The 12,612-nt window shown below is 71.6% G+C and carries 16 protein-coding genes and 2 tRNA genes; 6 read left to right on the top strand and 12 right to left on the bottom strand.

All coding sequences use genetic code 11. The annotated features are described in order from the left end of the window. A partial coding sequence (locus GA0115242_RS37065; RefSeq protein WP_141721901.1) for a DAK2 domain-containing protein occupies positions 1 to 615 on the bottom strand: 615 nt, incomplete at its 3' end. A 245-nt stretch (positions 616 to 860) separates the two neighbouring features. Here GA0115242_RS37065 and rpmB point away from each other — a divergent pair. After that, positions 861 to 1,046, top strand: coding sequence for a 50S ribosomal protein L28 (rpmB, locus tag GA0115242_RS37070; RefSeq protein ID WP_004924906.1), 186 nt, complete (start codon positions 861 to 863; stop codon positions 1,044 to 1,046). Positions 1,047 to 1,181: 135 nt separating this feature from the next. Here rpmB and thiD read toward each other — a convergent pair whose 3' ends face one another. Together thiD and GA0115242_RS37080 are read right to left on the bottom strand one after the other, a co-directional pair. Further along, complete coding sequence (thiD, locus tag GA0115242_RS37075) at positions 1,182 to 1,994, bottom strand: bifunctional hydroxymethylpyrimidine kinase/phosphomethylpyrimidine kinase (protein WP_093836052.1); 813 nt, start codon at positions 1,992 to 1,994, stop codon at positions 1,182 to 1,184. Then, on the bottom strand, positions 1,991 to 2,974 hold the full coding sequence (locus GA0115242_RS37080; protein WP_093836053.1) for a thiamine-phosphate kinase: 984 nt from the start codon (positions 2,972 to 2,974) through the stop codon (positions 1,991 to 1,993). Before GA0115242_RS37080 ends, thiD begins: the two co-directional genes overlap by 4 nt. Before the next feature lie 227 nt (positions 2,975 to 3,201). Between GA0115242_RS37080 and GA0115242_RS37085 the strand changes: the two genes are divergently transcribed. After that, the gene (locus GA0115242_RS37085) at positions 3,202 to 3,435 is read left to right on the top strand and encodes an Lrp/AsnC ligand binding domain-containing protein (RefSeq protein ID WP_093836054.1); all 234 of its coding nucleotides are present in this window, start codon (positions 3,202 to 3,204) and stop codon (positions 3,433 to 3,435) included. 21 nt (positions 3,436 to 3,456) lie between these two features. Continuing rightward, positions 3,457 to 3,939 (top strand): DUF3515 domain-containing protein, encoded by a 483-nt coding sequence (locus GA0115242_RS37090; protein WP_093836055.1) that lies wholly within the window; start codon positions 3,457 to 3,459, stop codon positions 3,937 to 3,939. 37 nt (positions 3,940 to 3,976) lie between these two features. On the opposite strand, the gene GA0115242_RS37095 is transcribed toward GA0115242_RS37090, so the two are convergent. The 3 genes from GA0115242_RS37095 to GA0115242_RS37105 are packed head-to-tail and all read right to left on the bottom strand — an operon-like array spanning position 3,977 to position 6,965. Continuing rightward, positions 3,977 to 5,134 carry a D-alanine--D-alanine ligase family protein gene (locus tag GA0115242_RS37095; RefSeq protein ID WP_093836056.1) on the bottom strand — a complete coding sequence of 386 codons (1,158 nt, stop codon included), beginning with the start codon at positions 5,132 to 5,134 and terminating at the stop codon, positions 3,977 to 3,979. Positions 5,135 to 5,193: 59 nt separating this feature from the next. Further along, the gene (locus tag GA0115242_RS37100; protein ID WP_093836057.1) at positions 5,194 to 6,204 is read right to left on the bottom strand and encodes an NAD(P)H-dependent glycerol-3-phosphate dehydrogenase; all 1,011 of its coding nucleotides are present in this window, start codon (positions 6,202 to 6,204) and stop codon (positions 5,194 to 5,196) included. Further along, complete coding sequence (locus tag GA0115242_RS37105) at positions 6,201 to 6,965, bottom strand: lysophospholipid acyltransferase family protein (RefSeq protein ID WP_093836058.1); 765 nt, start codon at positions 6,963 to 6,965, stop codon at positions 6,201 to 6,203. Before GA0115242_RS37105 ends, GA0115242_RS37100 begins: the two co-directional genes overlap by 4 nt. Before the next feature lie 153 nt (positions 6,966 to 7,118). Here GA0115242_RS37105 and cofC point away from each other — a divergent pair, with 153 nt between their 5' ends. Further along, positions 7,119 to 7,757: a 2-phospho-L-lactate guanylyltransferase gene (gene cofC, locus GA0115242_RS37110; protein WP_093836059.1), complete on the top strand. Its 639-nt coding sequence runs from the start codon at positions 7,119 to 7,121 to the stop codon at positions 7,755 to 7,757. Positions 7,758 to 7,766: 9 nt separating this feature from the next. Beyond that, positions 7,767 to 7,970, top strand: a complete 204-nt coding sequence (locus GA0115242_RS37115; RefSeq protein ID WP_093836060.1) for a hypothetical protein — start codon at positions 7,767 to 7,769, stop codon at positions 7,968 to 7,970. 82 nt (positions 7,971 to 8,052) lie between these two features. On the opposite strand, the gene GA0115242_RS37120 is transcribed toward GA0115242_RS37115, so the two are convergent. The 4 genes from GA0115242_RS37120 to leuC form a co-directional block, all read right to left on the bottom strand. Beyond that, positions 8,053 to 8,706 (bottom strand): HU family DNA-binding protein, encoded by a 654-nt coding sequence (locus GA0115242_RS37120; protein WP_093836061.1) that lies wholly within the window; start codon positions 8,704 to 8,706, stop codon positions 8,053 to 8,055. 137 nt (positions 8,707 to 8,843) lie between these two features. After that, a complete protein-coding gene (locus tag GA0115242_RS37125; protein ID WP_093836062.1) occupies positions 8,844 to 9,077 on the bottom strand; it encodes a hypothetical protein in 234 nt (77 codons plus the stop codon). 266 nt (positions 9,078 to 9,343) lie between these two features. After that, positions 9,344 to 9,937 (bottom strand): 3-isopropylmalate dehydratase small subunit, encoded by a 594-nt coding sequence (leuD, locus tag GA0115242_RS37130; RefSeq protein ID WP_093836063.1) that lies wholly within the window; start codon positions 9,935 to 9,937, stop codon positions 9,344 to 9,346. A gap of 5 nt (positions 9,938 to 9,942) precedes the next feature. Beyond that, a complete protein-coding gene (leuC, locus tag GA0115242_RS37135) occupies positions 9,943 to 11,367 on the bottom strand; it encodes a 3-isopropylmalate dehydratase large subunit (protein WP_093836064.1) in 1,425 nt (474 codons plus the stop codon). A gap of 192 nt (positions 11,368 to 11,559) precedes the next feature. Between leuC and ndgR the strand changes: the two genes are divergently transcribed. Further along, positions 11,560 to 12,276: an IclR family transcriptional regulator NdgR gene (gene ndgR, locus GA0115242_RS37140; RefSeq protein ID WP_093836065.1), complete on the top strand. Its 717-nt coding sequence runs from the start codon at positions 11,560 to 11,562 to the stop codon at positions 12,274 to 12,276. Between the two features lie 121 nt (positions 12,277 to 12,397). Here ndgR and GA0115242_RS37145 read toward each other — a convergent pair. Both GA0115242_RS37145 and GA0115242_RS37150 read right to left on the bottom strand, forming a co-directional pair. Then, positions 12,398 to 12,470: transfer RNA gene (locus GA0115242_RS37145), tRNA-Glu, on the bottom strand. Between the two features lie 27 nt (positions 12,471 to 12,497). Continuing rightward, positions 12,498 to 12,569: transfer RNA gene (locus GA0115242_RS37150), tRNA-Gln, on the bottom strand. Between the last annotated feature and the right edge of the window lie 43 nt (positions 12,570 to 12,612).

The following is a 12,612-nucleotide window of genomic DNA, read 5'->3' on the forward strand; positions in this document are numbered from 1 at the left end:
GCCGCGCCCGCCCGCGTCGACCACTCCGGCCCGCTCCAGGACCGCGAGCTGCCCGGGGGTCGCGGCGAGGGCGGCCCAGGCGCCCCGGTAGGCCGCCGCCGCGACGGTCCCGCAGTCGCCGTCGGTGTCCGAGGCGGCGTCGGCCGCGGCCGCGGCGACGGTCAGGACCGTGCCCTCGACGGGGTGGGCGACGGCCTCACGGGCGCGGTCGGCGGCCTGGCGCAGGGCGAGACGGAGGCCGGGGCCGTCCGTGTGCGGGAGGGTGCCGTCGGCGGCCAGCACCTGGGCCATGCCGCGCAGCAGCTGGGCGAGGATGGTCCCGGAGTTGCCGCGGGCGCCTATGAGCGCGCCGTGCGCCATCGCGCGGGCGGTGTCGGCGAGGGTGGGCCGCGGGTCGGGGCCCGACTCCAGTCCGTGGGCGGCGAAGACCGCCTCGACGGCCGTGACCGCCGACTCCATGGTCAGGTAGAGGTTGGTGCCGGTGTCCCCGTCGGCCACCGGGTACACGTTGATGGCGTCGATCTCCTCGCGCGCCCGCCCCAGCGCCTCCAGCGCGAGACCGCACCAGGTGCGCACCGCGAGAGCATCGAAGAATGTCTGCGGCACCTGCGCCACCTGCGCCTCCCTGAGCTGCTGGACTGGACGCAGCGTAGACCCCGGGGTGCCGCCCGCCGGAAGAGGGCCGGGACGGGAGCCCCGGCGACCATGGTAGTTTCGTTGTACTGGCGCAGCCGTTGTATGCTGCTCCGGTTGCCCGATCCGATCGGGCCGTCCCCTGGCAGCGCCACTCAGATCCTCCGATCTCGATCCCGGCATGCCGGGATTATCCGTAAGTGCATCTGAAGTCTTTGGAGTGACCCGTGGCTGCCAACTGCGACGTCTGCGGCAAGGGGCCGGGCTTCGGCAACAACATCTCGCACTCGCACCGCCGTACGCCCCGTCGCTGGAACCCGAACATCCAGCGTGTGCGTACCGTGGTGGGCGGGACGCCGAAGCGCGTGAACGCTTGCACCTCTTGCATCAAGGCCGGCAAGGTCTCGCGCTGACGCTCAGTGAGCGCGCGGCCACTGCCGGTTCGCTGTGAAAAGCCGGTCCACGTCCTGTGGATCGGCTTTTTGCTGCGCCCGGGGCCGGGCCGAGGCAGCCGACCGGCGACACCGGCCCGCGCCCGTCCCGCTCCCTCACTCCTCGCGTTCCCCGCGCTCCCGCACGCCGAGCGCCCACCCGTGATCGACGGGTCCGATCCCGGCGCCGAGCGCGAACCCCGCGGCGATGGCCCCGGTGACGTACTCCTTGGCCGCCCGCACCGCCTCCGGCACCGACCGCCCCTTGGCGAGCTGCGCGGCGATCGCGGAGGCCAGCGTGCAGCCGGTGCCGTGGGTGTGCCGGTTCTCCAGCCGGGGTGAGCGCAGCCAGTGCTCCTCGGTGCCGTCGGTGAGCAGGTCCACGGCGTCCCCCGCGAGATGGCCGCCCTTGACGACGACCCACCGCGGCCCGAACTCCAGCACCGCCGCCGCGGCCTCCCGCAGCTCCCCCTCCGACCCGACGCGCACCCCGGTGAGCTGGGCGACCTCGTCCAGGTTCGGGGTGGCGACGGTGGCGACCGGCAGCAGCCGCGTACGGACCGACGCGAGCGCGGACGCGGCCAGCAGGGAGTCGCCGTGCTTGGAGACGCCCACCGGGTCGACGACCGCGGGCGCGTCGGTGGCGGCGAGCAACTCGGCGACCGCCCCGACCAGTTCGGCCGAGGCGAGCATCCCGGTCTTCACCGCCCGCACCCCGATGTCGTCGACCACGCTGCGGTACTGCGCCCGCACCACGTCCACCGGCAGCGGCCACGCGCCCTGCACCCCGAGGGAGTTCTGCGCGGTGACGGCGGTGACGACGCTCATGCCGTGCACGCCGAGCGCCAGCATCGTCTTCAGGTCGGCCTGGATCCCGGCGCCGCCCCCGGAGTCGGAACCGGCCACGGTGAGGACGCGGGGCGGGGTCACGACTCGATCTCCCCGATCCCGCCGGTGTCCCCGAAGTGGTCCCAGCCGCCCTTGCTGGTCCAGGGCGCCCCGTCGACCGTCACCTGGGGCAGCGCCGACGGGTTGAGCACCTCGCCGATCACCTTCCAGCGGGCCGGGAGCTTGGTGTCGGGCGGGAAGGTCGCCACGATCGCGTGGTCCTCTCCCCCGGTCAGCACCCACTGCATCGGGTCGACGCCGACGGCCTGCCCGATGTCGTTCATCTGGGTGGGGATGTCGATCGCCCCGGAGCGGACGTCGATGCGGACCTTGCTGGCCTCGGCGATGTGCCCGAGGTCGGCGATCAGGCCGTCGCTGACGTCGCACATCGCGGTCGCGCCGAGCCCGGCGGCGGCGGGACCCGCGTGGTAGGGCGGCTCGGGGCGCCGGTGCGCCTCCACGAAGGCGCGCGGCGAGCGGAACCCCCGGGAGAGCACCGCGAACCCGGCCGCCGACCAGCCGAGCCAGCCGGTCACCGCGACCAGGTCGCCCGGCCGGGCACCGGCCCTGGTCACCGGCTCGTGGTTGCGCAGATCGCCGAGCGCGGTGATGGACACCATGATGGTGTCGCCGCGCACCACGTCACCGCCGACCACCGAGGCGCCCGCGACCTGGCACTCGTCGCGCAGCCCGTCCATCAGCTCGCTCGGCCAGGTGACCGGCAGTTCGGCGGGGACGACGAGGCCGAGCAGCAGCGCCGTCGGCACCGCGCCCATGGCCGCGATGTCCGCGAGGTTCTGCGCGGCGGCCTTGCGGCCGACGTCGTACGCGGTGGACCAGTCGCGGCGGAAGTGCCGACCCTCCAGGAGGATGTCGGTGCTGGCGACGACCCTGCGGTCGGGTGCGGCGACGACGGCGGCGTCGTCGCCAGGACCGACCCGCACCGCCGGGGTGGTGGTGAGGCGGGAGGTCAGCTCCCTGATGAGCCCGAACTCCCCCAGCTCACCAACAGTGCCCTTCATTGCCCTGGCTGCCCTTCTGTCCGGTGACTGTCCCCGTGCCGTGCCCGGTCGCGCCCCGCGGGTGTCCTCGACACCGTCGGGGGGACCGTAGAGCTTCCCGGTGTTGCCGGTACCGGCGCGCCCGGCGCGCGGGTCACGCCCCCCGCGGGTCTCCCCGCGGCGAGCGGCGACGCGATACCGTGGCGTTCCTTTTCCCCACATGATCCTCGTGGCGCCCTGGAGGTTCCGTGGTACAGGCGTACATCCTGATCCAGACGGAGGTCGGCAAGGCGTCGACCGTCGCCGAGACGATCAGCAAGCTCCCTGGGATCATCCAGGCCGAGGACGTGACCGGTCCGTACGACGTGATCGTGCGCGCCCAGTCGGACACGGTGGACGACCTCGGCCGCATGGTGGTCGCGAAAGTCCAGCAGGTGGACGGCATCACCCGCACCCTGACCTGCCCGGTCGTCCATCTGTAGCCCCCGTCTACCCTTGAGCCGGTGAACGCCTTCCCTCACCGGCTCATCGGCCTGCCCGCACTCGCCCTGCTGATCGCCGCCGCCGCGGGCTGCTCCTCGACGGACGACGGCGCCCGCGCGGCGGTCCCCGCCCCGGGAGCGAAGGTCACCGAGCTGTGCCAGAACCTGGACGGAACGCTGCCGTCCGAGGTCGGCGGTCAGAACCGCCGGGATCCCGAACCCGCGTCCGCGCTGACCGCGGGCTGGGGGAACCCGGCGATCATACTGCGCTGCGGGGTCCCGCGGCCCGCCGAGATGAACGATCCGGAGGCGGACGGCACCGAGGTGAACGGTGTGGGCTGGCTGATCCAGAAACGCGACGACGGTTCGTTCCGCCTCACCACGACGCTGCGCCAGGCGTACGTCGAGGTGACGATCCCGAAGGCCCGCGCGGGCGACGGCCTCGCGCCCCTGGTGGACCTGGCCCCCGCCGTCAAGAAGGCGGTGCCGGAGGGCATCGCCTGACCTCGGCGGCGCCGGGGGGACCGGCGCCGCACCCGGGTCAGCGCAGCCCGGTCGGGCGCCGCAGCGCCGCGCTCACCAGCAGGTCGACCAGCTCGGCGTAGCCGACGCCGGTGGCCTGCCACATCTGCGGGTACATCGAGATCGGCGTGAAGCCGGGCATCGTGTTGATCTCGTTGATGACGAACTCGCCGTCCTCGGTGAGGAAGAAGTCCGCGCGCACCAGCCCCTCGCAGGCCGCCGCGTCGAACGCCGCCACCGCGAGCCGCCGCACCTCGGCGGTCTCCTCGTCGGTCAGCGGGGCCGGGACCAGACCCGGGGTGGAGTCGATGTACTTGGCCTCGAAGTCGTAGTAGGCGTGCGCGTCCGGCGGCGGGATCTCGGCCGGCAGCGAGGCGCGCGGGCCGTCCTCGAACTCCAGGACACCGCACTCGATCTCCCGGCCGGTGAGGGCCGCCTCGACGAGGATCTTCGGGTCGTGGCGCTGGGCCTCGGCGATCGCCTCGTCCAGCCCGGACGGGTCGTCGACCTTGGTGATGCCGATCGAGGACCCGGCCCGCGCGGGCTTCACGAACAGCGGCCAGCCGTGCTCCGCCGCGAAGTCCGCGATCGTCCGGCGGGCGGCGGACTCGTCGCGCTCCCACACGCGCGGGCGGATCACCAGGTACGGGCCGACCTTGAGCCCGAAGGAGGTGAACACCCGCTTCATGTACTCCTTGTCCTGGCCCACGGCGGAGGCCAGCACGCCCGAGCCCACGTACGGGACGCCGGACAGCTCCAGGAGGCCCTGGAGGGTGCCGTCCTCGCCGTACGGGCCGTGCAGGACGGGGAAGACGACGTCGACCTCGCCGAGCGCCTTGGGCACCGATCCCGGCTCGCTGTAGACGACTTCGCGGTTGCCGGGGTCGACCGGCAGCACCACGCCGCCCTCGCTCGACTCGGCCAGTTCGTCGACGTCCGGAGTGCGGCGGTCGGTGATCCCCATCCGCTCCGGTTCGTCCGCGGTGAGCGCCCACCGGCCGTCGCGCGTGATGCCGATCGGCAGCACCTCGTACTTCGTCCGGTCGATCGCGCGCAGGACGGCGCCGGCGGTGACCACGGAGATCCCGTGTTCGGAGCTGCGCCCGCCGAACACGACGGCCACCCGCGGCTTGCGAGGCTGCTGCTCAGGGCTGTGGGAGAGGTTCTCGGTGCTCATATCGCGTTGAGAGTACCCGGTGGTAGTGGCCTGGGACAGCGTCGACGGGGCGGGTTCGCTCAGCGTCGTTCCGGCTTCGCGCTGCGCGACATCAGCTCCTTGAGCGCGACCATCGGCGGCTTGCCCTCGTGCACGATGTCCACCACCGTCTCGGTGATGGGCATCTCGACACCGTGGCGGCGCGCGAGGTCCGCGACCGACTCGCAGGACTTGACGCCCTCGGCGGTCTGCCGGGTGACCGCGATGGTCTCCTGGAGGGTCATGCCCTTGCCGAGGTTGGTGCCGAAGGTGTGGTTGCGCGACAGCGGCGAGGAGCAGGTCGCCACCAGGTCGCCGAGCCCGGCGAGTCCGGAGAAGGTCAGCGGGTCGGCGCCCATCGCGAGGCCGAGCCGGGTGGTCTCGGCGAGCCCGCGGGTGATCAGCGACCCCTTGGCGTTGTCGCCGAGCCCCATGCCGTCCGCGATGCCGACGGCGAGCCCGATGACGTTCTTCACCGCGCCGCCCAGCTCGCAGCCGACGACGTCGGTGTTGGTGTAGGGGCGGAAGTACGGGGTGTGGCAGGCGGCCTGGAGGCGCTGGGCGACCGTCTCGTCGGTGCAGGCGACCACCGCGGCGGCCGGCATCCGGGAGGCGACCTCGCGGGCCAGGTTGGGCCCGGTGACGACGGCGATCCGGTCCCGGCCCAGCTTGGTGACGTCCTCGAAGACCTCGCTCATCCGCATGGTCGTGCCGAGTTCGACGCCCTTCATCAGGGAGACGAGGACGGTGTCGGGGGCGAGCAGCGGCGTCCAGGCGGCGAGGTTCTCGCGCAGCGTCTGGGACGGCACCGACAGCACGGTGAAGTCGGCGCCGTCGGCCGCCTCCGCGGGATCGACGGTGGCCCGTACGTTGCGCGGGAGTTCGACGCCGGGCAGGTAGTCCGGGTTGGTGCGCGTGGAGTTGATGGCCTCGACGACCTCGGGGCGGCGGCCCCACAGGGTGACCTCGCACCCGGCGTCGGCGAGCACCATCGCGAAGGACGTGCCCCACGAACCCGCGCTGAGAACCGCTGCCTTGACGGGCTTGCTCACGTACCGCTCTCCTCTTTCCGACCGGTCTGGCTGCGGGTGCGGCGGCGCTGCTCGATCCGCTCCCGACGCGGATCGTAGGGCGTCCGCGGGGCCTTCTCGCCACGGATCTGCTCCAGCAGCGCGGTGATGTCCGCCATGATCACCTCGGTCGCCTCCTTGAGGAGGTCGGCGGTCATCTCCCGGTCGTAGAACCGGGAGAGGTCGACCGGTTCGCCCGCCAGCACGCGGTGCGTCTTGCGCGGCAGGAGGTGCGGCTTCGAGCTGTAGGGCGGCAGCAGTTCGTTGGCGCCCCACTGGGCGACCGGGATCACCGGGCACCTGGTCTGCAGGGCGACCCGCGCGGCACCGGTCTTGGCGGTCATCGGCCAGCCGTCCGGGTCGCGGGTGATGGTGCCCTCGGGGTAGAAGGCGACGCACTCGCCGCGCTCCACGGCGTCGATCGCGGCACGGAAGGCGCTGAGCGCGTCGGTGCTCTCCCGGTAGACGGGGATCTGCCCGGTACCCCGCATGGCGGCACCGACGAATCCCTTCTTGAAAAGCCCGCTCTTGGCGAGGAATCGCGGGACCCGGCCGGTGTTGTACTGGTAGTGCGCGTACGCGAAGGGGTCGATGTGTGAATTGTGGTTCACCGCGGTGATAAATCCACCCTCGGCCGGAATGTGCTCCATTCCGCGCCAGTCCCGCTTGATCAGAACCACCAGCGGCGGTTTGCAGAGGACCGCAGCGAAGCGGTACCAGAAGCCGATTCTGCGGCGGGGCACGCGGACACCTTCCTTCAGGGTCCGGGAGCGGACAGGTCTCGCCCCGGGCCGTCGGTCTGTCGAGAACACCGTACGCCCAGACTCCGCGACCGCCAGATGGGTCAGGTGACGGCTGAGTGACAATGGCCGCGACAAGAGAGGGACGGAACGCTCGTGCAGTGGACCTTGGTCGTACCCCTGAAACCCCTTGCTCACGCCAAGAGCAGGCTGTCGGACACGGCCGCGGACGGACTGCGCCCGGAGCTCGCCCTCGCCTTCGCCCAGGACACCGTGGCGGCGGCGCTGGCCTGCGCCGCCGTCGGGGATGTGGCCGTCGTCACGGACGACACCCGCGCCGGGCGGGAACTCGCGGCGCTGGGCGCGTGGATCGTCGGCGACGAGCCGGGCGGGGGGCTGAACGCGGCCCTGGCGCACGCGGCGGGCGTCGTGCGGGCCGGGCGTCCCGCGCGTCCGGTGGCCGCGCTCAACGCCGATCTGCCCGCATTGCGCCCGGCGGAATTGTCGCGCGTCCTCGACGCGGCCGCCGAATTCGCCCGCGCTTTTCTCCCCGACGAGGCGGGGGTGGGCACCACGCTGCTCGCGGCGCGCTCCGGCCATGAATTGCTCCCGGCTTTCGGTACGGATTCCCGGGCGCGGCACCGCGCCTCGGGCGCGGTCGAACTGCGCCTCGACGGCGTGGACTCGGTCCGCCAGGACGTGGACACCGGCCGGGATCTGCGGGCGGCCCTCGAACTGGGGGTGGGGCCCCGGACGGCGGCGGCGACGGCACGGCTGGCGATCCCCGGGCAGTAGGCTGCGGCCATGCAGGCGACCGCATACACGTACGACCCCGCGACCCGCAGCGGACAGGTGCTGCTCGACGACGGGACCCCGCTACCCTTCGCGGGACCGGCGTTCGACGCGGGCGGCCTGCGGCTGCTGCGGCCGGGACAGCGGGTGCGGATCGAGACCGAGGGCGAGGGCGGCGAGCGCCGGATCACCCTGGTGACGCTCCAGACGTTCTGAGCGCGGCCCGCGGGGCCCGGACACGCCGCGGGCCGGACTCCGACAGGGAGTCCGGCCCGGCGCGTGAGTGCCCGTGCAGCCCTTACCTCTTGCGAGCGGTGGCCTTCTTGGCGGTGGTCTTGCGAGCCGTCGACTTCTTGGCGGGCGCCTTGGTGGCGGTCGCCTTCTTCGCCGGGGCCTTCTTGGCCGTCGCCTTCTTGGCGGTGGTCTTCTTGGCCGCGGCCGTCTTGGCGGCGCCGGTGGCCTTCTTCGCGGTCGCCTTCTTCGCGGTGGCCTTCTTGGCGGCGGTCGCGGTGGCGGTCTTCTTGGCCGTGGTCTTCTTCGCCGCGGTGGTCTTCTTGGCGGCGGCGGCCTTGGTGGTGGCCTTCTTCGCGGCGGCCTTCTTCACCGTCGCCGAAGCCCCGCCGGTGAGGCTGCCCTTGGGCGCCTTCTTGACGGCGACGTCGTTCTTGGGGAGCTTCTTGGAGCCGCTCACCAGGTCCTTGAAGCCCTGGCCGGCGCGGAAGCGCGGCACGGACGTCTTCTTGACCCGAACCCGCTCACCCGTCTGGGGGTTGCGGGCGTAACGGGCGGGGCGGTCGACCTTCTCGAACGAACCGAAGCCGGTGACCGAGACCCGGTCGCCGCTGACGACCGCGCGGACCACGGCGTCCAGGACGGCGTCGACGGCCTCGGCGGCCTGCTGGCGGCCGCCCATCTTGTCGGCAATCGCTTCTACGAGCTGCGCCTTGTTCACGTCTTCCCCTTCGGAGACATTGCCGGAACGAATGCGCTCCGGCTTTTTCGCACGTTAGGCAGATATATACCGCAAATCAAACACGAAACGGGCTTATCACCCTTGTGCCGCAACGGTTTCGACTGCCGGTGCCGTCCTCAGCGTTCCTCTTCGGTGAGAAATCGACCCCCGTCGGGGGTCGTGCCGAACGGCTCCGGTCGCCTTGCCGCGTCGGTGGGATCGTGCTTGGCCGCGGCCGTAATGACCGGCAGCTTCCGGGTCAGCGCCATCCGTACGCCCTCCGGGACTTGCAGTGCGCGCACGGTTGTGTGCGCTTCCTTGCGATGGTCGGCGACTGCCGCACGGAGCTTGAGTTGGCCGTCGCGTCCCATGCACAGATTGTGCCATCTGGGGCGAGTTGTCGCCTGCGGGGGTCGCAACTGGTACCTCAAACGGCCTTCCGGGCGGGTGCGGAAGTCTCGGACGCAAGGGTCGACTACCCCGACAACAACCCTTATAACGTGGGAAGTTGGCGAGCGGACTTGGCGCGCACAGGGCCGTTCGGGTGCAGACACGCCTGTACCCCCGATCGGGCTGATCGGGGGTACAGGAGAGGGTGTCTCGGTGGCCTGAAGCCGTCGCGTCCGGGCCGGGTGGGTCAGACCTGGACCGTCCGCGGCTTGTACGACGGGCGCTTGGCCTCGTAGTCCGCGATGTCGGACTCGTTGCGGAGCGTGAGGGAGATGTCGTCCAGGCCGTTCAGCAGCCGCCAGCGGGAGTTCTCGTCCAGCTCGAAGGCGGCGGTGATGCCCTCGGCGCGCACCTCACGGGCTTCGAGGTCGACCGTGATCTCGGCCTGCGGGTCCCGCTCGGCCAGATCCCACAGCGCGTCCACGATCTTCTGCTCCAGCACCACGGTGAGCAGGCCGTTCTTCAGCGAGTTGCCCCGGAAGATGTCGGCGAACCGGGAGGAGACGACGGCCTTGAAGCCGTAGTTCTGGAGCGCCCAGACGGCGTGCTCGCGGGAGGAGCCGGTGCCGAAGTCGGGACCGGCCACCAGCACGGTGGCGCCCTGCCGCTCGGGGCGGTTGAGGATGAACTCGGGGTCCTTGCGCCAGGCCTCGAACAGCCCGTCCTCGAACCCGTCCCTGGTGACCTTCTTGAGCCAGTGAGCAGGGATGATCTGGTCGGTGTCGACGTTGGAGCGGCGCAGCGGGACGGCCCGCCCGGTGTGGGTGGTGAATGCTTCCATGGCTCTCAGACTCCAGCGGGCACGAGGACGTCGGACAGGTCGGCGGGCGAGGCCAGGTGGCCCAGCACCGCGGTCGCGGCGGCCACCTGCGGCGACACCAGGTGGGTGCGGCCGCCCTTGCCCTGCCTGCCCTCGAAGTTGCGGTTGGAGGTGGACGCGGAGCGCTCGCCGGGGGCCAGCTGGTCCGGGTTCATGCCCAGACACATGGAGCAGCCCGCGTGCCGCCATTCGGCGCCGGCCTCCTTGAAGACGGCGTCCAGCCCCTCGGAGACGGCCTGCAGGCCGACCCGCGCGGAGCCGGGGACGACCAGCATCCGTACCCCGTCGGCGACTTTGCGGTCCTTGAGGATCTCGGCGGCGGCGCGCAGGTCCTCGATGCGGCCGTTGGTGCACGAACCTACGAAGACGGTGTCCACGGCGATGGAGCGCAGCGGCTGACCGGCCTCCAACCCCATGTATTCCAGGGCCTTTTCGGCGGCGAAGCGCTCCGATGCGTCATCGTACGAAGCGGGATCGGGGACGGCGCTCGAAAGCGGGGCGCCCTGGCCCGGGTTGGTGCCCCAGGTGACGAACGGGGAGAGCGCGGCGGCGTCGATGACGACCTCGGCGTCGAACTCGGCGTCGTCGTCCGTCCTGAGCGTCTTCCAGTACGCGACCGCCGCGTCCCAGTCGGCGCCCTCGGGCGCGTGGGCGCGGCCCTCGATGTAGGCGAAGGTGGTCTCGTCGGGGGCGATCATGCCCGCGCGGGCACCGGCCTCGATGGACATGTTGCAGATGGTCATGCGGGCCTCCATCGAGAGTTTCTCGATGGCGGAGCCCCGGTACTCCAGGATGTAGCCCTGGCCGCCGCCGGTACCGATCCGGGCGATGATCGCCAGGATCAGGTCCTTGGCGGTGACGCCGTCGGGCAGTTCGCCCTCGACGGTGATGGCCATGGTCTTCGGGCGGGCCAGCGGCAGCGTCTGGGTGGCCAGCACGTGCTCCACCTGGGAGGTGCCGATGCCGAACGCCAGGGCGCCGAAGGCACCGTGGGTGGAGGTGTGCGAGTCGCCGCAGACGACCGTGGTGCCGGGCTGGGTGAGCCCCAGCTGCGGGCCGACCACGTGCACGACGCCCTGCTCGACGTCGCCCAGCGGGTGCAGGCGCACCCCGAACTCGGCGCAGTTCTTGCGCAGGGTCTCCAGCTGGGCGCGGGAGACCGGGTCCGCGATGGGCTTGTCGATGTCGAGGGTGGGGGTGTTGTGGTCCTCGGTCGCGATGGTGAGGTCCAGGCGGCGGACCTGGCGGCCGTTCTGCCGCAGGCCGTCGAAGGCCTGCGGGCTGGTCACCTCGTGCAGGAGGTGCAGATCGATGAAGAGGAGGTCGGGCTCGCCCTCGACGCGCCGGACGACGTGGTCGTCCCAGACCTTCTCCGCGAGTGTCCTACCCATCGCTTTCCCTCCGGCCGACCGCATGGCGGCGTCGGCCCAACTAGAGATCCATGAGGAGACGGCGCCCACGCCCCTGTACCCGGGCACTCGCCGCCGGGCCCGCCGCTGGACGGGCCACTGTGCCTACCAGGGTTGCGCGTCTCACGGAAAAATGAACTTGCGTTTCACAGAGTGAGACGCGAGTATCGTTTCATGGACAACAGTAGCGGCGTGGGCGTTCTGGACAAGGCGGCCCTTGTCCTGAGCGCTCTGGAGTCCGGACCCGCCACCCTCGCCGGGTTGGTCGCGGCCACCGGCTTGGCAAGACCGACGGCCCACCGACTGGCCGTGGCCCTGGAACACCACCGCATGGTGGCACGGGACATGCAGGGACGTTTCATTCTCGGGCCGCGCCTCGCGGAGCTGGCCGCGGCGGCGGGCGAGGACCGGCTGCTGGCCACCGCGGGGCCGGTGCTCACGCATCTGCGGGACGTGACGGGCGAGAGCGCCCAGCTCTACCGCCGCCAGGGCGAGATGCGGATCTGCGTGGCCGCCGCGGAACGGCTGTCCGGCCTTCGGGACACGGTCCCGGTCGGTTCCACGCTCACCATGAAGGCCGGTTCCTCGGCGCAGATCCTGATGGCCTGGGAGGAGCCGGAGCGGCTGCACCGCGGTCTCCAGGGCGCCCGCTTCACGGCGACGGCGCTGTCGGGGGTGCGGCGGCGGGGCTGGGCCCAGTCGATCGGCGAGCGCGAGCCGGGGGTCGCGTCGGTCTCCGCGCCGGTGCGCGGCCCCTCCAACCGCGTGGTCGCCGCCGTCTCGGTCTCCGGACCGATCGAGCGGCTGACCCGGCACCCGGGACGGATGCACGCGCAGGCCGTGATCGATTCGGCGAACCGGCTCTCCGAGGCCCTGCGCCGCACGGGCTGATCCGCGACCCCGAGGGGCAGAGCCGGCCTCAACGCCGCGGCAGGCTCTCCTTCGGGGAATCCACCGTCGCCCCCGGACATGCGAGAGGCCCTCCACCGAAGTGGAGGGCCTCTGCCGTACGTACCCCCGACCGGATTCGAACCGGCGCTACCGCCTTGAGAGGGCGGCGTGCTAGGCCGCTACACAACGGGGGCGAGGATCTACGTTTCCGCAGATCCGAGCTGGTCTACCTGGACTCGAACCAAGACTAACTGAACCAGAATCAGTCGTGCTGCCAATTACACCATAGACCAATGTGGTTTAGACCAGTTCGTACCCCCGACCGGATTCGAACCG

Source organism: Streptomyces sp. SolWspMP-5a-2 (assembly GCF_900091845.1).
GTDB lineage: Bacteria > Actinomycetota > Actinomycetes > Streptomycetales > Streptomycetaceae > Streptomyces > Streptomyces doudnae.

Coding starts and splice junctions, on each gene's coding strand:
- GA0115242_RS37080 (WP_093836053.1), bottom strand. CDS start 2,974: ATGAAGGGCACTGTTGGTGAGCTGGGGGAGTTCGGGCTCATCAGGGAG.
- GA0115242_RS37095 (WP_093836056.1), bottom strand. CDS start 5,134: ATGAGCACCGAGAACCTCTCCCACAGCCCTGAGCAGCAGCCTCGCAAG.
- GA0115242_RS37115 (WP_093836060.1), top strand. CDS start 7,767: ATGCAGGCGACCGCATACACGTACGACCCCGCGACCCGCAGCGGACAG.
- GA0115242_RS37125 (WP_093836062.1), bottom strand. CDS start 9,077: ATGGGACGCGACGGCCAACTCAAGCTCCGTGCGGCAGTCGCCGACCAT.
- leuD (WP_093836063.1), bottom strand. CDS start 9,937: ATGGAAGCATTCACCACCCACACCGGGCGGGCCGTCCCGCTGCGCCGC.
- leuC (WP_093836064.1), bottom strand. CDS start 11,367: ATGGGTAGGACACTCGCGGAGAAGGTCTGGGACGACCACGTCGTCCGG.
- ndgR (WP_093836065.1), top strand. CDS start 11,560: ATGGACAACAGTAGCGGCGTGGGCGTTCTGGACAAGGCGGCCCTTGTC.